Origin of the sequence: Flavobacterium terrae (genome assembly GCF_900142035.1) — a bacterium.
Classification (GTDB): Bacteria; Bacteroidota; Bacteroidia; order Flavobacteriales; family Flavobacteriaceae; genus Flavobacterium; species Flavobacterium terrae.
This window is the reverse complement of the sequence record NZ_FQZI01000005.1, coordinates 111,469-128,523: the sequence shown is the minus strand read 5'-3', so window position 1 is coordinate 128,523 and position 17,055 is coordinate 111,469. Positions and strand designations below refer to the sequence as shown.

Sequence of the window (17,055 nt, the reverse complement as noted above, 5' to 3'; positions counted from 1 at the left end):
AATTTATATTTTGGTTGCGGTTAATGAAAATACCATTGGGATTTTATTTTGTAAATGTTTGATTCGATATCTTCTAGGTTCAAACTCTTCTGTTTGATTAAAACAATTGTAAGGCGAATAATCATATTCATTAAATGAATTGATTTCTAATCCCGATTGAATAAGAGCATTTAAAACTTCACTTGTTGGATGATTCCAAGTTATGGTCTTGGTTTCTAAAGAAGCATCTTTATTGGCATAAGTTCCTGTTTCTTCTTCAATAATAGGTTCAACATTAAAATAGCTGTAAAAGACTTCTTTAAAATCATTGTCAAACATCCAAACAATGGGATGAAAATCAGCTAAAATGAATTTTCCTTGAGGTTTTAGAAAACGAGAAATAACATTTGCCCATTTATCTAAATCTGGAAGCCAGCCTATTGTTCCGTAACTTGTAAATATAATGTCAAATTGTTCATCTAAATGATTTGGTAAATTATAAATATCGCAACAAATAAATTTTGCATCTAAATTTAACTGCTTGTTGAATTCTTTTGCTTTTACGATTGCTTTGTCTGATAAATCAACACCAGTGGCATGAGCGCCCATTCTAGTAAAAGAAAGTGTGTCTTGTCCAAAATGACATTGTAGGTGTAAAATAGATTTTCCTTTTATATCTCCAAGGAGATTTAGTTCGATGTCATTTAGAGAAGTTCTCCCTTTTAAAAACTCATCATTTCGGTAAAATTCCGAATCTACATGAAAGTCTGTCTTTTCGTTCCATGTTTTCTTATTTATCTCTAGGTAATTTAAATCATTCATTATAATGTGTATTCCATTTGTATGTCTGCTCTTTCGTAATCTGTTTCGTCCATTGGGACTTCAATAAAGTTAAATTTAGAATATAAGTTTAAAGCAGGTTTTAATTTTCTGTTGGAAACCAAAAATATTTTTTTTGCATTATTCTGTTGGGCAAATTCAATACAAGCTTCCATTAATAAATTACTCAACTTCATTCCTTGAAACTTTTTGTCTACAGCCATTTTAGCTAGTTCATAAGTTTCTTCATTAGTTTTTATCATAGCAACTGTTCCGGCTATTTCATTATCTATAAGGCAAAAGAATATTTCCCCTTCTTTTTCAATAATGTCATTTTCGATGTTATTGAACGTTTCTAAATCATGTGGTTCCACATAAAAGTATTCTTCGAGCCAAGCTTTATTTAATCTTATAAAGTCATTTTTATATTGTGAATTGTAACCAATTATTTTAATTTCCATTTGAATATAAAATCGTAATTTTGTCATTCAAATTTAATTATAATTACGATGCAAGACGGTATTTACGCAAAATTTAATACTTCAAAAGGGTCGATTTTAGTAAAATTAACTCACGATTTAACACCCGGTACGGTAGGAAACTTTGTAGGTTTAGCTGAAGGGAATTTAGAAAATTCAGTAAAACCACAAGGACAAAAATATTACGATGGTTTAAAATTTCACCGTGTTATTCCGGATTTTATGATTCAAGGAGGATGTCCTCTTGGAACTGGAACTGGCGATGCAGGTTATAAATTTGATGATGAGTTTCATCCATCATTAAGACATGATAAGCCTGGGATTTTATCTATGGCTAATGCTGGTCCTGGGACAAATGGTTCTCAATTTTTTATTACACACGTTGCTACGCCATGGTTAGATGGTAAACATTCTGTTTTTGGACATGTTGTTGAAGGACAAGATGTGGTTGATGCTGTTGCGCAGGGCGATGCTTTAGAAAGTGTTGAAATTATAAGAGTTGGGGCTGATGCCGAAAATTGGAATGCTATTGAGGCTTTCCGTACTTTTGAAGGTTCTCGTTTGAAAAGAATAGAAGAGGCAAAACGCCAAGCAGAAGAAGCTATGGAAAAATTAGCGGCTGGTTTTGAAAAAACAGAAAGCGGCTTGAGATATAAGATTATTCAAAAAGGTAATGGTAAACAAGCTGAAGCTGGTAAAACTGTATCGGTGCATTATCAAGGTTCGTTAGAAAATGGAAAAACATTTGATAGTTCATATGCTCGTAAAAAGCCAATTGAATTTCCTTTAGGAAAAGGTCATGTAATTGAAGGTTGGGATGAAGGTATTGCTTTACTTCAAGTAGGTGATAAAGCACGTTTTGTAATTCCAGCTTATTTAGGTTATGGAGATAGAGGAGCAGGTGGAGTTATCCCTCCAAATGCAACTTTAGTTTTTGATGTTGAATTAATGGATGTAAAATAATCTATTATTTTCTATATAAGTTTTGACAAAGCTGCCAGTTAGGCGGCTTTTTTTGCATTTAATGTTAATTTTTGCGTAATAAATAACCTACAAAATATTTTTTTTCTATTTTTAGCAAGTCAAATATTTGCAAATAAAAAAGACAACAAACTTTAAAATTTAAAATGAGAATCATGAAAAAAAATGAAAATTCAAAAAAGCCATTTTTTGCTAATTTCTTAGAAAATCAAATTTCAAAAGACGAGCAAAATGCGGTTCAAGGTGGGGCAACAAGTGTTTTAACTGACAATGTTCAAACTATGAAATATCCTTCTGATAGCGAAGATGGACCAGGGAATCCAACTAAACCAATTTATGATACTGCACAAACTATGAAGTATCCTTCTGATAGTGATGAGGATTACTCTGAAATTTAATTTATAAATGTTGAGCAGTGCTTTAGTACTGCTCAACTATTTTTTACTTATGATTTTATGTATTACTCACAGCAATGACTTTTATACGATAGATATAGTTATTAATAAACTAAAAGAATTGGGGGTAGAAGTATTGCGTTTTAACTCTGATGATTTTTCATATAAAATCAGTTTTGAGTATAATAACTTTTCAGGACAACAAATACTAAAATTGAAAGGTTCAGATTTTGAAATAACTTCTGATAAAATAAAAGCAGTTTGGTATAGAAAACTTTGGAATGTTTCAATTCCTGAAAATCTTGATGATAACTATAAAAAAATTTATTATCAGGAATACAACACAATGAGAAGCATTTTTTTTGAATCTTTAAAAAATGTGCCTTGGATAAATCCCATTCAAATAGATCATGAAATTGCTGATAATAAATTAGAGCAATTAAAGTTGGCTTCAGAAGCTGGTTTGCTTGTGCCAAAGAGTTTATTTACGAATAATTCAGAAGCAGTTAGAGATTTTTTTTACTCAGAATGTAATAAACAAATGATTGCAAAACTTCATGGGGCTTTATCAAGGAGTATGTTTGGAAATACACCTTTTTTTCCAACAACGCTTATTCATGAAGAGGATTTAGAAAATTTAGATTCTTTAATTTATTGTCCAATGATTTTTCAAGAGAAAATCGAAAAGGAATATGAATTAAGAATTATTTATGTAGATGGTGATTTTTTCACAGGAAAAATAAACGCACAAAATTCAATAGCAGGGTCAACAGATTGGAGAGCTGCTAATGATACTCGTCCTACATGGGAAAAATATGAATTGCCCTTAGAGATAGGGAATTCAATAAAAAAAATGATGAATACAATGAATCTTTTTTTTGGTGCAATTGATATGATTCGTCAAAAAAATGGAGAATATATATTTTTAGAAGTTAACCCTCAAGGGGAATGGGGAATGCTTCAAAGAGATTTAGGTTTGCCCATTGGGGAAGCAATAGCTATAAAAATGGCAAATAGAATTGCAAAAAATGAACTTGAAATAAACAATAAAAAACATAGTATTACTGCATAATGAAAAAAGTATTAATTATTACCCATACTCAAGATAATGAATGTATTGAAGTAGTTTCAAAAAAAATTAAAGAGTTAAATGGTTTACCTATACGTTTTAATGTTGATGAATATCCTTTAAAATATAGTATAAGTTCATGTTATGAAAATAACGAGTGGAAAGTGTATTTAGACTATCAAGGAGTTAGAGTGTCTATTAATGATGTTGAAGCAGTTTGGTATAGACGTAGTCATAATTTAGGTGCTGGACTATCAAATGTTTTAGATAAAGAATTTGTGAGTAGTGCCTATGGAGAAATTAGAACTACATTATTTGGAATGCTAGAAAGTTTAAATTGCTTTCAGATAAGTAAATTCAGTCAGTATAGACGATTAGATAGTAAAGAGGAACAAATGAAAATTGCAACTCACTTAGGCTTGAAAGTTCCTGAGACTTGCATTACAAACAATCCACAAGAGGCTAAAAGATTTGTACAGGAAAGACCTAATGGAGTAATTTCTAAAATGCAAAGTTCTTTTGCAATTGTAAAAGATGGAATTGAGAATGTTGTATTTACAAATGTTGTAAAAGAAGAAGATCTTGACAGTATTGATTCTTTACAATTTTGCCCAATGCAGTTTCAGGAAAAGTTAGAAAAGAAACTTGAACTTCGAGTAACTATAGTAGGTGATGAGGTATTTACTTTTGCAATTGATTCACAGAAATCTGAAAATGCAAAAGTAGATTGGAGGAAAGAAGGGAATGCAATGATTGCAGATTGGGTTCCTTATGAATTGCCATTAGAAATTAAAGAAAAGTTGCTTCAAATGATGGATATTTATCAGGTTAATTATGGAGCTATTGATATTATTGTTACTCCAGATGATGAATATTACTTCCTTGAAATTAACTCGGCAGGTGAGTTCTTTTGGTTAGATAGGCTAATTGACGGAGCAATTTCTGAGCAAATTTCGAAAGTTCTTCTAGGGAATGTTTATAGGAGATATACTCCAGTTCTTGAAGAGAATTTTTCAAGGGTTTAAAATGAATAAAAAAGTTTGTTATATTTACTCCTCAATCCAAACAAAAAGATATGAAAAGTAAAGTTTTATTAGTAATTGCTGTTGTAGGAGCATTTGTTTATGCATGTTCTCCAAAAGTAGCAACTACTGCACAAACATCTGAAGTTAAAAAAATAGAATTAACTCCTGAATTAGCTGAAGGAAAGTCATTGTATGAAAATAATTGTGGTAAGTGTCACAAATTATTTGAGCCAACAAAACATACAAAAGAAGACTGGGTTCCTACATTAGACAGAATGGCTAAGAAAGCTAAAATTACTGATGAACAGAAAGCATCAATTTACAATTATCTTGTTGCTAACTTATAACATAAAATAAAAAAAGCCCATTAAGGGCTTTTTTTATTTTCTTGCTGTAAATCCTATCGGAATCATTAACTCTCCTTTTTCAAATTTATTTATATAGAGAAGCACTGGTTGTTTTTGGCCTTCCCAAGTAATTTCAAAAGTATCGATCATTCCTGCTCCCATATCAGATCTTTTGGTTGGAAAAGGACAACATGGATCCTTTTTTACAAAAGTAATTTTTTCACCATTAGGTCCTGCCAATGCATTTAAAAATCTAATTTGATTGTTATTTGCGTCTTCTAGTGTAGTAAAACCTACATTAACAGGATAATCTTCATTATAAGCATACTTTTTACTTGTTGCTTTTTTGGTAATTATAAAACTATTAAAGGTTTCGTTTAAAGCTGGCCCAGGAATAGAGTCATCTATATTTTTAATGGTTGATCTAGTACTTATACACGATGTAAAAGAGATAGAAATAAGTAGTAAAATTAGAATTCGAAATTTCATTAATTGCTTTTCTTTAATAGAATTTGATAGACTCATAACAAATATAGCAACATTCTTTTACTTTTGTAAAAAATATTAGCATGGATTTTATTACTCAAACATGGCATTGGTCTATATCCGGTTTTTTGATTGGTATGGTAATGTTAGCATTAACATATTTCGGAAAAGCTTTCGGAATGTCTTCTAATCTAAGAAGCTTATGTTCTATGGCAGGTGCTGGAAAATTTGTTTCTTTTTTTAATTGGGATTGGAAATCTCAGCGCTGGAACTTAGTAGTTGTTGTAGGTGCTATGTTAGGTGGCTATGTTGCTACTCATTTTTTATCTGATCCATCAAATGTATCAATTAATACAACTACAATAAGTCAATTAGCAGCAATGGGTATCGATGCGCCACATGGAAAATTAGCTCCTGATGCCTTATTTGGAATGGAAATTTTTAGTTCACCTAAAATGATTGCGATTTTATTAATTGGAGGTTTATTAATAGGTTTCGGTTCTCGCTACGCAGGTGGATGTACGTCTGGACATGCAATTTCTGGATTAAGTAATTTGCAATTACCATCATTAAAGGCAGTAATTGGTTTTTTTATTGGCGGATTGATAGTTTCTCATTTTGTTTTACCTTTAATTTTTAATTAATCATGAAGTTAATCAAATTTTTACTTGTTGGTTTTTTCTTTGGAATTGTTCTAACAAAATGCGAGGCGGTTTCATGGTACAGAATTTATGAAATGTTTCAGTTTCAATCATTTCATATGTTTGGGATAATTGGAGTGGCGATTTTTACAGGAGTTATTGGAATTCAAATTATAAAAAGAAAAAATCTTAAAGATGTTGATGGTTTGCCAATCGAAATCTTAGATAAAGAAAAAGGATCAATTAGATATTGGCTTGGAGGTACTCTTTTTGGTTTAGGATGGGCTCTTGTAGGCTCTTGTCCAGGTCCCATATTTATCCTTATTGGAGCAGGATTTATGAGTGTTGGAGTTATTTTAATTGGAGCTTTATTAGGAACTTTTTTATATGGAGTTTTAAAAGATAAATTACCTCATTAATAATTTTATAGATTAAAAAAAGGCTTGTCATTGACAAGCCTTTTTTTATTTTTTATTTAAACTCAAAATTCCTTTAGTGATTAAAAATTGTGCAACAATATAAGTTATCATAATTAAAAAGCCTGATTTTGGTAGTTCTGAATGAAATTTATTTATTGCTAAAATACTATCAGAAGAAACAAAAATTAAAGCACCCAATAGAACTGTAAGATTATTAGGTTTTTTCCAATTAAAATATCCTTTTATAGCCATTAAAAGCATAGTTGAGATTGTAATTGCATAAACAGTAACCGGAATTTTTAAATCTCCCAAACTAGGGTAGAGAAGTGATAACATCCCAAAAAGATAGATTCCAACAATTACTAATCCTATCCAAAACAATTTGTTTGTTGAGGTATTTTCTTTTTCTTGTTTTGTAAATAATAATATGAATATAATATGTGCAACCAGGAATGAAACCAAACCAAAAATAAAATACAATTCGCCTTTATCCGTAAACATTAAAATTATATCTCCAATCCATGAAAAAACCAAAGCCGAAAGCAATAGGTTTTTGGTTTTAAAATTTTCAGATGAATAGGTTTCTAAAATTAAAAAAGGAAGTAAAACAGGCTTCAAATACCAAGCAATTTCATCTTGGCCAATAAATAATAGAATAAGATAAAACACACTTATTCCAGTAAAAATCTTTAAAAAATTACTCATAAAATTAGCTTAAGGCAGGTTGGTTCTGGGTTTCTTTAAATTCTACAGTTACAAAATAGATGCTTATTAAAAGGCATAAAGTCAAATAACTCATGACAATAATTGTTCCATACGGAATTAGATCGTCAATTTTAAACCAGCTTCCTGTTAAATAAACTATCGCAATTGCAAAAGCATAACGAATTCCTTCATAGACAAAAGCGTATTTATTTTTATCCATCAATTCAGAATAGCTGTAAACCGTTACAAAGACGAATAAACCATAAATAAAGATGCCTGGAATTCCAATTATAGCAATATTGTCGAAAAAGTAACTAATAAGTAATAAAGTAAGAAGTAATTGAGCAATTGACCAACCAATCAATGTTTTACTATTATTAGTTCCAAATTTTTGAAAGTTGTAAACATTGTCAATTTTATGAATTGGATATTTTTCATCAAATCCTTCAGGACGCCACCCAGTAGGCATAAACCATATTCTTAATTTATCCGAAAATTTTTCTGCACGCCAAGCATCTCTAATTAAAACCCATAAATGTTGAAAGTTGATTTTAAAAGGATTCCATGTTTCTGCTGGTCGAGTAATTCCAAATACAGCTGGAACTTCAGATAATTCTTCTTGAAAAGTACCAAATAGCTTATCCCAAATTATAAAAACCTGTGAATGGTTTTTGTCCATATATTCAGGGTTAATCGCATGGTGTACTCTATGATGTGAAGGAGTTACAATGATTTTTTCTAAAAACCCCATTTTGTTGATGTATCTGGTATGGTACCAAAACTGAACAAAAAATTGAATAGGAAGTGTAATAGCAATTACTTTAGCAGGAACTCCTAATAAGGCTGCTGGTAATAAAAGGAAAGTAAATAAATTGAAAAATTGAGAAACCGATTGGCGTAAAGCACATGATAAGTTAAACTCTTCACTACTGTGGTGAATTGCGTGCTTATTCCAAAAAATGTTTATTTGATGTGCCCATCTGTGCGTCCAATACCCTTGAAAATCTATGGCTATAAATGCTACAATATATGCTAAAGCTGATTCTTGAATAGTGAATAAAGCCATTTTTGAAACCATCCACTCATATGTTAAAATGGTAATGCTTAAACCTAAAACATCTTTAGTAGCATTAGTAACTCCGGAACTTATACTCGAAACACTATCCATTAGTGGAGCATGATCAACTCCTTTGAAATAGCCATAAAGTTTTTCAATAATAATGAGGGCCAAAAAACATGGCATTGCAATGATGAGTATTTTTCCGTAGACTTCCATATTTACTTTACAATTTAAAAGTGAAAGATATGGAGAATTTAACTTTTAACAAATTATTTGTTAAATAATTTCGGCACTTAAACCAGCATCAAGAAGAGCTGTGCATTGTGGTTTTAATTCATCAAATGATCCAGTTTTAACACCACATTTACCTGTGTAATGTACTAATAGAGCGCATTGTTCTGCTTGAAGTTCTTCATGGTTGCATACCTTAATTAAGGTATCTATTACATGATCAAAGGTGTTTACATCGTCGTTGTATAAAATAATCTCGTGGTTAGTAGCAACTAACTCTAATACTTCTAATTCTTCTTGTGTTTTTTCAATCGTTCCCATTTGAATTTGGTTGTATTTACAGTATTACTAATTTACATATTTTAATGATACCCAGTTGTTTCGGTTTATTTTTTTAACAAAAGTTAACCCTTTTTCTGTACAAGAAGCATCTATGTGAGGGATATCTTGTTCGTAAAATCCACTAAATAAAATTACACCATTAGGGTTTAAACAATCTACATAAGTTTGCATATCGTTTAACAGTATGTTTCTGTTAATGTTGGCAATAATTAAATCATATTTCTTGCCTTTTAAAAGAGAAGCATCTCCTTCGTAAACAGAAATGTGTTTGCAATTATTACGTTCTGCGTTTTCGATAGAATTTAAATAACACCAGTTATCAATGTCTATAGCGTCAATAGGTTGAGCACCTTTCATTTCTGCTAAAATTGCTAAAATTGCTGTTCCGCATCCCATATCGAGTGTTTTTAAACCTGCTACTTCCATTTCTAATAAATGTTGTATCATCATGTGAGTTGTTTCATGATGTCCAGTTCCAAAACTCATTTTTGGCTCAATTACAATATCGTATTGGGCATCTGTTTTAGGGTGAAAAGGAGCACGAACATGGCATAGACCATCTACATCAATGGGGTCAAAGTTTTTTTCCCATTCAGCATTCCAATTTTTTTGCTCAATTTCCTCGATTGTATAACTGATTTTAAATTCAGGATTGTTTAGGATGTAAATATCTTCCAGAATATTTTCGTTCCAATTTTCCTTTGGAATATAAGCCGAAAATCCATTTTCAGTTTCAATAAAACTATCAAAGGGAAGTTCTCCTAATTCAGCAATTAAAATTTCTGATCCTAAATCTTTTGGTTCTACTTGAAAATGGTAGCCTATATATAAGTTTTGCATTGATTTATTTTTTTGCAAATGTAGTGATTACTTCAGATTTAATTAAACGCAAAAGCCAGAACATTTGCTCTGGTTTTAAATAAAAAACACACAACGAATTAATCAATAATTACTTTTTTTATAACTCCTTCAGATGTTTCAACCAAATATATTCCTGAATTAAGTTGAGAAGTGTTTATTGTTAATGCATTTTTATCTGATTTAATTAGTTTTCCTGTAAAATCGTACATTTTATAATCGGCAATCCTATTAAAATATACTATTCCTTTTTGACTTGGGTTTGGGAAAATCACAAAGGTCTTAGGTTCTATATTAAATGTATTGTTTGAAAGATTTGTAGTGTTTACTTCAAATAAAGATATAGTTCCGCTAATTTCATTAGCAACAGCGACATAGTTTTTACCAGTTGTTGTGTTTTCAGCTTTTATAAAAATAACACCTTCAGGACCATTATCACCACCATACGCAGATACATTTCTACTGTTTTTATAATCAACAAATTTGACATCATTGGGGTTAGTAATATCATAAACCATAACACCACCAACTCTTTCAAGTGTTATGAATGCAAAAGTATTTCCGTTAAGTTCTGCTAAAGTAATTCCTTCTGGTTCAGGACCTTTTGCTCTACTTCTTCCTTTTTTTACATTGTCGCTATGATCAGCATTAAATAAATTAGAAATTGAAGTGTTCAAAGCAGTATATCTTTCAAAATCATCACCACTATCATAGACTAATGTTTTTGTTTGAGTATTAAATATTGAAAAAGAACGAGTACCCAAACAGTATAATTCTTCATAAGCAGCATCTGCATCTGTGTTTCCATTAGCATTTGTAATTCTCATTCTACCTGCATTATTGTTTGCTTTAAGCATAGTCGAATTAGGAAAACTAGTTGCATCAAGAGCAACAGCGCTTATAGTTGTTCTTTCAGTAAAAGCTGTATATTCTTTTTCATCACCTTCATTTGCAGTAACTAAATAATTAGTTCCATCAACAATATAGTTTGCAACTCCATCTGGAGTATAGTAAGCTTTTATTGGCCAGTTGGCTATTAAAGTTTGATTGTTATTATCTGAAATATCCATTCCGTTTCCTGGAATACTAACATCCTTTGTTCCTAATGGCCATATATCTGTAATGGTGTTTGTATTCAAGTTAATTTCGGCAATAGCATTGTTTTCTTGAATGCTTACCCATGCTTTTTGAGAATCAGAGCTAATAGTTATGTATTCAGGCTCGAAATCTTGAGATAATGTACTTGAAGACTTTACTTTACGTATTCCAGAAGCAATAAGTGTACTTTCTGTTGAATTATAAGCTGTAAAGTCTAGTGTTGTTACATTAGCTTGAGACAATGATGGAATTCCTCCTGTTATGTCTATAATAGAAATTGTTCCTTCTGGGTCAACAGTATAGTCGTTACTTGGCTGACCTTCGTTTGCAGTCATGACTTTATTTCCATCAGGTGTAAAAGTAATCATGTCTGGCAGAGCTCCTACTGTAACTTGTTTTAAAAATATTCCATTAGTGTCAAAAAATACAACTGAACCATTTAATTGTTCGTTTGCATTAGGTGAAGCAATAGCTACAATTCCATTTTTTACAGCAACACTAGTGATTCCACCATAAGGAGTCATATCTATCGAATTAACTAAACTTAAATTTGTTGGATTAGAAAAGTTTATAATGTCAAGTTTTTTTGTAACAGAACTAATAGTAAATAAACGTTGAGAAATGGGATCGTGAGCAACAATTTCGCATGTGCTTGAACTCGAACCAGATGGGTCAAAACTTCCAACGTAATCTAGCGTTATATTGTTGTTTGCAATGGGAGCTGTGGTTTCATTGTCTTTAATATAAATTGTAGTATATCCGTTTGTTCCTACGGTTAATCCAGTTGGATTTTCTAACGTTAAAACAAAATATTCAGCATGTTGCTCAACAATGGCATCATCAATTATTGGGATGGTGATTGTTTGTGTAGTACTACTTGCTGCAGAAAAGTTTAATGTTTGGGTGCTTAATGTAAAGTCACTTGAATTAGCAGTACTAAAAGGAGCTCCTTTTACAACCAGTTGAACAGATGAAGTAGAAGGATTGGTAAGGTTTAAAGTTACATTCAAATTCCCTTGGTTTTCATTGGTTACAATGAAAGTTGAAGCAAAAGCGATTTGAGTTTGGGCTTGAACACTTATTGCTAATGTTAGTATAACAAAAGTTATTGATTTGATTAGAAAAAAGTAAATTTTAGACATATTGTTTGGTTTGTTAATTTCAAACAAAAGTCAGTGTTGTATATTAAGTTAGGTTTAAGTTGTGAATATTAAAAAATTAACCAAAGTTTATGTTTAAGTTACCATGTTTACTTATAGTAAAATTTGTACAAAAACAGAATCTAGCCATCTATTAAATTTAAATCCAGTTTCTTTAATATTTCCCACTTCTTGAAAACCTAGTTTTTTATGAAAAGCAATGCTTCCAATATTTTCAGAATCTATTACGCCAATCATTGTATGAAGTTTTTGATTTCTTGCAATTTCAATTAACTCTTGTAAAAGTAATTTACCAATGCCTTTACCATGAAAATCTTTGTGTATATAAACTGAATGTTCTACAGTAAAACGATAGCCAATTTTGTATCTAAAAGTCCCATACGTTCCAAAGCCAACAATTTTATTTTCCATTTCGGCCACTAAGAATGGAAAATCTTTTTGAACTTTTTCATTGAAAATAGTTTCTTGTTCAGATAAAGTTCTAATGTCATAATCCCAAATAGCTGTTGTGTTTAATATTTCATAGTTTACAATTTCTAAAACTGAAGACATGTCTGCTATGGATGCTTTTCTGATTGTAATTGACATAATTATAAAAATTGGAAGTGTAGATTAATTTTAGTAAATTTAAGGTGTTAACTGCACTAAATGGGTTTGAAATTACATAATATTTCAAAAGTACTAATAATTATATACTTTGGAAATCTGTTATTATACAGTTTTTCTTCAATCTTTTCATTTGATTATTTCGAAAAAATATTTTGGTTTATAAGAATTCCCATATTGGTTGTTTTGTATTATACAACTTCAATGAAAAAACAAACGTTATATTTTTTAGCATTAATTCTATATCAATTAGCTTCCATTTTATTTGCGACAAGCAATCCTGCATTTTTTACATGGGCAAGTATTAGTTCTTTGTGTTTTAAAGTTTGCCTTTGTTTTCTTGTAGTAGATTTAGTAACAAAAAAAATTAAGATAGCTGTTGCAGTTGCTATGATTCCCTTTTTTGTGTTATTTCTTTATGTTATTGATTTTGTTGTTTTGAGTTTAGGAGACACATACATTATTTGGATACTAAATACACTTCTGACTTCTTTTATTGTTGGTATAGCAGTAATTTATTATATCAATAATTCTGACAAAAAAGGATATTGGTTGCTTATTAGTGCTATTCTTTTTGTAATTCAAATTGCTGCTTTTTTTGTAAATAAGTTTTATGTTAAGAATGAAGCTATTTATCAAATCGTAATACTTTCTTATGGTGTTTCTCATTTTACTTTTTATAAGTTTTTAGTAATAAAGGAGTATGAACGCATTCCTTATCACAACAATTAACAATTTGTTTAATAGATTACTTTGTATATTTGTGAACCTATTATTTAAAGAATGATTTACCCAAAAATACCTTTAGCACAAAGCATTATTCAAATTTTTAAGTCTAAAGGAATTGAACATATAGTAATTTCTCCAGGATCCAGAAACGCACCGTTAACAATTGGTTTTACAAATAATTCGTCTTTTACTTGTTATAGTATCGCTGATGAACGATGTGCCGCTTTTTTTGCTCTAGGAATCGCACAACAATTGCAAAAGCCTGTAGCAGTAGTTTGTACGTCGGGATCGGCTTTACTTAATTATTATCCCGCAGTTGCTGAAGCTTTTTATAATCAAATTCCTTTGATTGTTATATCGGCAGATAGACCTCATGATAAAATTGACATTGGCGACGGACAAACCATACGTCAGGAAAACGTATATGCCAATCATATTTTGTACAATGCTAATTTGCTGGAAGAAGCATCTGAAGAAAACGATTTAAAAATTCAGGAAGCTTTATTTTTAGCAACTTCAAAAAAAGGACCGGTTCATATTAATGTTCCTTTTGAAGAGCCTTTATATGAAGTTGTCGAAGAGCTTTTGGTAAAGCCTAGTTTGGTTAATTTGGTTCCAGAAAAGAAAGAAAAACCTAATTTAGATGAGTTTGCTGCTCTATGGAATCAATCATCTAAAAAAATGATTCTGGTTGGAGGTAATGATCCTGAATCTGTTGACCAAAAGTATTTAGATGTTTTAGGAAAGGATTCTTCAGTTGTGGTAATGACCGAAGTGACTTCAAATGCGCATCATGATAATTTTATCACCAATATTGATACTATAATAACGCCATTTACGGATGAGGATTTTAAAGCATTTCGGCCAGAAATTTTAATCACTTTTGGCGGAATGATTGTATCAAAAAGAGTGAAAGCTTTTTTAAGAAAGTACAAACCGCAGGAACATTGGCATATAGATGAATTACGTGCTTACAATACCTTTGATAGTTTGACTCAACATTTTGAAGTATCTCCAAATAGTTTTTTTGAAGAATTTTTGCCTAAAACAATTACATCTTCATCAAACTATCAAACTAATGCACTGTCAATTAGGAATGAAAGGGCTTTTAAGCACTCAGATTACCTAAAATCAATTGAGTTTTCGGATTTAAAAGTGTTTGAGAAAATTTTGTTGGCAATTCCAGTAAATGCACAATTACAAATAAGTAATAGTTCTCCTATTCGTTACGCACAATTATTCCCTATAGATAAAAACATTTCGGTTTTTTGTAATAGAGGGACAAGTGGTATCGATGGGAGTACATCAACTGCAATTGGAGCTTCTGTTGTGAATAATAAGCAAACGATACTAATTACAGGAGATATAAGTTTTTTGTATGACAGTAATGCATTGTGGAACGAATACATTCCAGAGAATTTTAAAATCATTTTGATTAATAATGGAGGCGGAGGTATTTTTAGAATTTTACCAGGTCACCAAGAAACGAATACTTTTAATAGATATTTTGAAACTTCTCATTGTTTAACTGCAGAGCATTTAGCGAAAATGTTCCATTTTGAATATCATACTGCTTCAGACAATATTTCTTTGGAAGAAAATTTGAGTGATTTTTTTAATCGAAAATCAAAATCCATTTTAGAGGTTTTTACTCCAACAAAAATCAACGATCAAATTTTATTGAACTATTTTAAAAAGTTAAAGTAGATAAGTTGTTTTTTTTTTTTTTTTTTAAATAATTCATTATTAGTTTTTTAAATGTTAAATTTGAAATACATAAAATAAAAAACTATACAATTATGAGTAAAAAAGATGAATTAATTCTAAAATACGCCGCAGACTTGAAAGAGAAATGTGGTGTTACCCCAGACATGGGTTTATTGACTAAAGTTGTAGTAGGATGCGGACCATCAATTTACAATCCTGATGCCGCGACAGTTTCAGGTACTCAGCAATCTGAATTAGATACTGTAAAAAACAATTTTTTGATTAAAAAGTTGGGTTTAAAGGATGGACCTGATCTTGACAAAGCGATTGATGCTGTTATTGAAAAATATGGAAGGTCTAATAAAAATAAATATAGGGCAGTTGTTTATTATTTACTAGCTGTTCACTTTAAAAAGGAAAGTGTTTACAAGTGATAGTAATGTTTTATATAGAAGCCACGCGTTAGCGTGGTTTTTTTATTGATTTAAGTTTGTACCTTTGTCGCTTTATATTTGGAAAATGATTGATATAGGAAAATTTAATGTTCTTAAAATAGCACGAACAACAAAAGTAGGTTTGTATTTAACAGATGGTGAGAATGATGTTTTATTGCCCAACAAGTATGTGCCAAAAACATACGAAGTAGGTGATGAACTTGAAGTTTTTGTGTATTTAGATCATGAAGAAAGACCAGTTGCTACAACATTAGAGCCATATATTTTCTTGAATGAATTTGCGTTGTTAAGAGTGAATTATACCAACCAATTTGGTGCTTTTATGGATTGGGGAATGGAAAAAGATTTATTCGTTCCGTTTAAAGAGCAGGCACGACCTATGGAGCAAGGAAAACGCTATTTGGTTTACATGTATATTGATGAGAAAACCAAAAGATTAGTAGCTTCCAGTAAAACTAATCAGTTTTTAGATAACAAAGAAATTTCTGTTGAAGTAGGTGAAGAGGTAGATTTAATTGTTTCTCATATTACCGAAGTTGGTATCAATGTAATCATAAACGAAAAGCATAAAGGTCTCTTGTATAAAAATGAAGTATATGATGATTTGAGAACAGGTGATCGTATTATTGGTTACATAAAAAATATTAGACCAGATGGGAAAATAGATGTTTCTGCAACTAAGTTAGGTTTTGATAAAGTAGAACCAAGTGCTCAATACATTTTAGATGAACTTAAAGCAAGTAGAGGTTTTTTACGTTTAAATGATGACTCACACCCTGAGGATATCAAGACAGTACTTAAAATGAGTAAAAAAACATTCAAAAAAGCAATAGGTACACTTTACAAGCAAAAGCTTATTGATATAAAAGAAGACGGAATTTATTTAATTCAAGAATAATAACAAAAAATGCCAACCTTTAACCAGTTGGCATTTTTCTCAAATTACCTCAATTTTACTCTTTGAAGTAACCGATAACATACGTAAAGTGATAATAACATCTTTACTAATCAAAAAATTAAATAAACTTTTCGGAATAATTTCTTTCACTAAAGGTAATCGTTAACATTAACCTTCTTCTTATTCCATTTTTTTGTTCTTGTCTTAAAACAACTTGGGGGGATTGTCTAGTACAAAATCAATATTCGCTTTATTAACTGTGGTTTATTAATAATTTTAAGGACTGAAGTCTTAATTATGGTTTACTAATCGAATCCTTTGGTTCAACCATAGTTGCTACTGTATCAACTTGAGTACTATCTACAACCTCTTGTGTTATTTCCTCAGTGGGCATTTGTTCTTGAGTAGTTTCTTCTACTTTTTTGTTACAACTTGTAAGCAATGCACCAAATGTAAGAGCGACAATTAAAACAGATTTTCTCAATAATTTCGTTTTAAATTAATAAATCAGTGAACTTATAAAATCAACTTGCAATTTGTTGATTTTCAGTTATATAAAAATAGTC

General features: G+C 30.5%; 21 protein-coding genes. 11 read left to right on the top strand and 10 right to left on the bottom strand.

What is annotated here, in order from left to right:
* Window positions 1-3 precede the first annotated feature (3 nt).
* Both BUC09_RS12500 and BUC09_RS12495 read right to left on the bottom strand, forming a co-directional pair.
* A complete protein-coding gene (locus BUC09_RS12500) occupies window positions 4-801 on the bottom strand; it encodes a class I SAM-dependent methyltransferase (protein ID WP_073311938.1) in 798 nt (265 codons plus the stop codon).
* Entirely contained in the window at window positions 801-1,286 is a 486-nt protein-coding gene (locus BUC09_RS12495; protein ID WP_084127247.1) for a GNAT family N-acetyltransferase, read from the bottom strand. The genes BUC09_RS12500 and BUC09_RS12495 overlap by 1 nt, the downstream gene beginning before the upstream one ends.
* A gap of 21 nt (window positions 1,287-1,307) precedes the next feature.
* On the opposite strand from BUC09_RS12495, the gene BUC09_RS12490 reads away from it, so the two are divergent.
* The 5 genes from BUC09_RS12490 to BUC09_RS12470 all read left to right on the top strand — a co-directional run bounded on the left by BUC09_RS12490 (window position 1,308) and on the right by BUC09_RS12470 (window position 5,094).
* A complete protein-coding gene (locus tag BUC09_RS12490) occupies window positions 1,308-2,240 on the top strand; it encodes a peptidylprolyl isomerase (RefSeq protein WP_073311936.1) in 933 nt (310 codons plus the stop codon).
* Window positions 2,241-2,413: 173 nt separating this feature from the next.
* Window positions 2,414-2,656: a microviridin/marinostatin family tricyclic proteinase inhibitor gene (locus BUC09_RS12485; protein ID WP_073312053.1), complete on the top strand. Its 243-nt coding sequence runs from the start codon at window positions 2,414-2,416 to the stop codon at window positions 2,654-2,656.
* Window positions 2,657-2,705: 49 nt separating this feature from the next.
* On the top strand, window positions 2,706-3,725 hold the full coding sequence (locus BUC09_RS12480) for an MvdC/MvdD family ATP grasp protein (RefSeq protein WP_073311935.1): 1,020 nt from the start codon (window positions 2,706-2,708) through the stop codon (window positions 3,723-3,725).
* A complete protein-coding gene (locus tag BUC09_RS12475) occupies window positions 3,725-4,747 on the top strand; it encodes an MvdC/MvdD family ATP grasp protein (RefSeq protein ID WP_073311934.1) in 1,023 nt (340 codons plus the stop codon). Before BUC09_RS12480 ends, BUC09_RS12475 begins: the two co-directional genes overlap by 1 nt.
* Window positions 4,748-4,797: 50 nt before the next feature.
* On the top strand, window positions 4,798-5,094 hold the full coding sequence (locus tag BUC09_RS12470; RefSeq protein WP_073311933.1) for a c-type cytochrome: 297 nt from the start codon (window positions 4,798-4,800) through the stop codon (window positions 5,092-5,094).
* Between the two features lie 33 nt (window positions 5,095-5,127).
* Here the strand turns inward: BUC09_RS12470 and BUC09_RS12465 are convergent, their stop codons facing one another.
* Complete coding sequence (locus tag BUC09_RS12465) at window positions 5,128-5,583, bottom strand: 2-dehydro-3-deoxyphosphooctonate aldolase (RefSeq protein WP_073312052.1); 456 nt, start codon at window positions 5,581-5,583, stop codon at window positions 5,128-5,130.
* An 80-nt stretch (window positions 5,584-5,663) separates the two neighbouring features.
* Between BUC09_RS12465 and BUC09_RS12460 the strand changes: the two genes are divergently transcribed.
* Together BUC09_RS12460 and BUC09_RS12455 are read left to right on the top strand one after the other, a co-directional pair.
* Window positions 5,664-6,224: a YeeE/YedE family protein gene (locus BUC09_RS12460; RefSeq protein WP_073311932.1), complete on the top strand. Its 561-nt coding sequence runs from the start codon at window positions 5,664-5,666 to the stop codon at window positions 6,222-6,224.
* A 2-nt stretch (window positions 6,225-6,226) separates the two neighbouring features.
* Window positions 6,227-6,640: a DUF6691 family protein gene (locus tag BUC09_RS12455; protein WP_073311931.1), complete on the top strand. Its 414-nt coding sequence runs from the start codon at window positions 6,227-6,229 to the stop codon at window positions 6,638-6,640.
* A gap of 45 nt (window positions 6,641-6,685) precedes the next feature.
* On the opposite strand, the gene BUC09_RS12450 is transcribed toward BUC09_RS12455, so the two are convergent.
* The 6 genes from BUC09_RS12450 to BUC09_RS12425 all read right to left on the bottom strand — a co-directional run bounded on the left by BUC09_RS12450 (window position 6,686) and on the right by BUC09_RS12425 (window position 12,682).
* Window positions 6,686-7,345 carry a lysoplasmalogenase gene (locus BUC09_RS12450; RefSeq protein WP_073311930.1) on the bottom strand — a complete coding sequence of 220 codons (660 nt, stop codon included), beginning with the start codon at window positions 7,343-7,345 and terminating at the stop codon, window positions 6,686-6,688.
* Between the two features lie 4 nt (window positions 7,346-7,349).
* Complete coding sequence (locus BUC09_RS12445) at window positions 7,350-8,621, bottom strand: sterol desaturase family protein (protein WP_073311929.1); 1,272 nt, start codon at window positions 8,619-8,621, stop codon at window positions 7,350-7,352.
* A 60-nt stretch (window positions 8,622-8,681) separates the two neighbouring features.
* Window positions 8,682-8,957, bottom strand: coding sequence for an ATP-dependent Clp protease adaptor ClpS (locus tag BUC09_RS12440; protein WP_073311928.1), 276 nt, complete (start codon window positions 8,955-8,957; stop codon window positions 8,682-8,684).
* 27 nt (window positions 8,958-8,984) lie between these two features.
* Window positions 8,985-9,818: a 50S ribosomal protein L11 methyltransferase gene (gene prmA, locus BUC09_RS12435; protein WP_073311927.1), complete on the bottom strand. Its 834-nt coding sequence runs from the start codon at window positions 9,816-9,818 to the stop codon at window positions 8,985-8,987.
* A gap of 98 nt (window positions 9,819-9,916) precedes the next feature.
* A complete protein-coding gene (locus tag BUC09_RS12430; RefSeq protein ID WP_073311926.1) occupies window positions 9,917-12,076 on the bottom strand; it encodes a choice-of-anchor I family protein in 2,160 nt (719 codons plus the stop codon).
* A 111-nt stretch (window positions 12,077-12,187) separates the two neighbouring features.
* Entirely contained in the window at window positions 12,188-12,682 is a 495-nt protein-coding gene (locus tag BUC09_RS12425) for a GNAT family N-acetyltransferase (RefSeq protein WP_073311925.1), read from the bottom strand.
* Window positions 12,683-12,904: 222 nt separating this feature from the next.
* Here BUC09_RS12425 and BUC09_RS12420 point away from each other — a divergent pair, with 222 nt between their 5' ends.
* The 4 genes from BUC09_RS12420 (at window position 12,905) to BUC09_RS12405 (ending at window position 16,489) form a co-directional block, all read left to right on the top strand.
* Window positions 12,905-13,432 (top strand): hypothetical protein, encoded by a 528-nt coding sequence (locus BUC09_RS12420; protein WP_143161927.1) that lies wholly within the window; start codon window positions 12,905-12,907, stop codon window positions 13,430-13,432.
* 51 nt (window positions 13,433-13,483) lie between these two features.
* Window positions 13,484-15,136 carry a 2-succinyl-5-enolpyruvyl-6-hydroxy-3-cyclohexene-1-carboxylic-acid synthase gene (menD, locus tag BUC09_RS12415; RefSeq protein ID WP_073311923.1) on the top strand — a complete coding sequence of 551 codons (1,653 nt, stop codon included), beginning with the start codon at window positions 13,484-13,486 and terminating at the stop codon, window positions 15,134-15,136.
* A 92-nt stretch (window positions 15,137-15,228) separates the two neighbouring features.
* Window positions 15,229-15,570, top strand: coding sequence for a DUF2853 family protein (locus tag BUC09_RS12410; protein ID WP_073311922.1), 342 nt, complete (start codon window positions 15,229-15,231; stop codon window positions 15,568-15,570).
* Window positions 15,571-15,655: 85 nt separating this feature from the next.
* Complete coding sequence (locus BUC09_RS12405; protein WP_073311921.1) at window positions 15,656-16,489, top strand: CvfB family protein; 834 nt, start codon at window positions 15,656-15,658, stop codon at window positions 16,487-16,489.
* A gap of 295 nt (window positions 16,490-16,784) precedes the next feature.
* On the opposite strand, the gene BUC09_RS12400 is transcribed toward BUC09_RS12405, so the two are convergent.
* Window positions 16,785-16,973: a hypothetical protein gene (locus BUC09_RS12400; protein ID WP_073311920.1), complete on the bottom strand. Its 189-nt coding sequence runs from the start codon at window positions 16,971-16,973 to the stop codon at window positions 16,785-16,787.
* Between the last annotated feature and the right edge of the window lie 82 nt (window positions 16,974-17,055).

What these genes read in the sequence shown, in the direction of transcription:
- BUC09_RS12475 (WP_073311934.1), top strand. Translation starts at nt 3,725, where the DNA reads ATGAAAAAAGTATTAATTATTACCCATACTCAAGATAATGAATGTATT.
- BUC09_RS12500 (WP_073311938.1), bottom strand. Translation starts at nt 801, where the DNA reads ATGAATGATTTAAATTACCTAGAGATAAATAAGAAAACATGGAACGAA.
- BUC09_RS12425 (WP_073311925.1), bottom strand. Translation starts at nt 12,682, where the DNA reads ATGTCAATTACAATCAGAAAAGCATCCATAGCAGACATGTCTTCAGTT.
- BUC09_RS12440 (WP_073311928.1), bottom strand. Translation starts at nt 8,957, where the DNA reads ATGGGAACGATTGAAAAAACACAAGAAGAATTAGAAGTATTAGAGTTA.
- BUC09_RS12430 (WP_073311926.1), bottom strand. Translation starts at nt 12,076, where the DNA reads ATGTCTAAAATTTACTTTTTTCTAATCAAATCAATAACTTTTGTTATA.
- BUC09_RS12445 (WP_073311929.1), bottom strand. Translation starts at nt 8,621, where the DNA reads ATGGAAGTCTACGGAAAAATACTCATCATTGCAATGCCATGTTTTTTG.
- BUC09_RS12480 (WP_073311935.1), top strand. Translation starts at nt 2,706, where the DNA reads ATGATTTTATGTATTACTCACAGCAATGACTTTTATACGATAGATATA.
- BUC09_RS12470 (WP_073311933.1), top strand. Translation starts at nt 4,798, where the DNA reads ATGAAAAGTAAAGTTTTATTAGTAATTGCTGTTGTAGGAGCATTTGTT.
- BUC09_RS12465 (WP_073312052.1), bottom strand. Translation starts at nt 5,583, where the DNA reads ATGAAATTTCGAATTCTAATTTTACTACTTATTTCTATCTCTTTTACA.
- BUC09_RS12495 (WP_084127247.1), bottom strand. Translation starts at nt 1,286, where the DNA reads ATGACAAAATTACGATTTTATATTCAAATGGAAATTAAAATAATTGGT.
- menD (WP_073311923.1), top strand. Translation starts at nt 13,484, where the DNA reads ATGATTTACCCAAAAATACCTTTAGCACAAAGCATTATTCAAATTTTT.
- BUC09_RS12485 (WP_073312053.1), top strand. Translation starts at nt 2,414, where the DNA reads ATGAAAAAAAATGAAAATTCAAAAAAGCCATTTTTTGCTAATTTCTTA.
- BUC09_RS12420 (WP_143161927.1), top strand. Translation starts at nt 12,905, where the DNA reads ATGAAAAAACAAACGTTATATTTTTTAGCATTAATTCTATATCAATTA.
- BUC09_RS12450 (WP_073311930.1), bottom strand. Translation starts at nt 7,345, where the DNA reads ATGAGTAATTTTTTAAAGATTTTTACTGGAATAAGTGTGTTTTATCTT.
- BUC09_RS12405 (WP_073311921.1), top strand. Translation starts at nt 15,656, where the DNA reads ATGATTGATATAGGAAAATTTAATGTTCTTAAAATAGCACGAACAACA.
- prmA (WP_073311927.1), bottom strand. Translation starts at nt 9,818, where the DNA reads ATGCAAAACTTATATATAGGCTACCATTTTCAAGTAGAACCAAAAGAT.
- BUC09_RS12460 (WP_073311932.1), top strand. Translation starts at nt 5,664, where the DNA reads ATGGATTTTATTACTCAAACATGGCATTGGTCTATATCCGGTTTTTTG.
- BUC09_RS12490 (WP_073311936.1), top strand. Translation starts at nt 1,308, where the DNA reads ATGCAAGACGGTATTTACGCAAAATTTAATACTTCAAAAGGGTCGATT.
- BUC09_RS12410 (WP_073311922.1), top strand. Translation starts at nt 15,229, where the DNA reads ATGAGTAAAAAAGATGAATTAATTCTAAAATACGCCGCAGACTTGAAA.
- BUC09_RS12455 (WP_073311931.1), top strand. Translation starts at nt 6,227, where the DNA reads ATGAAGTTAATCAAATTTTTACTTGTTGGTTTTTTCTTTGGAATTGTT.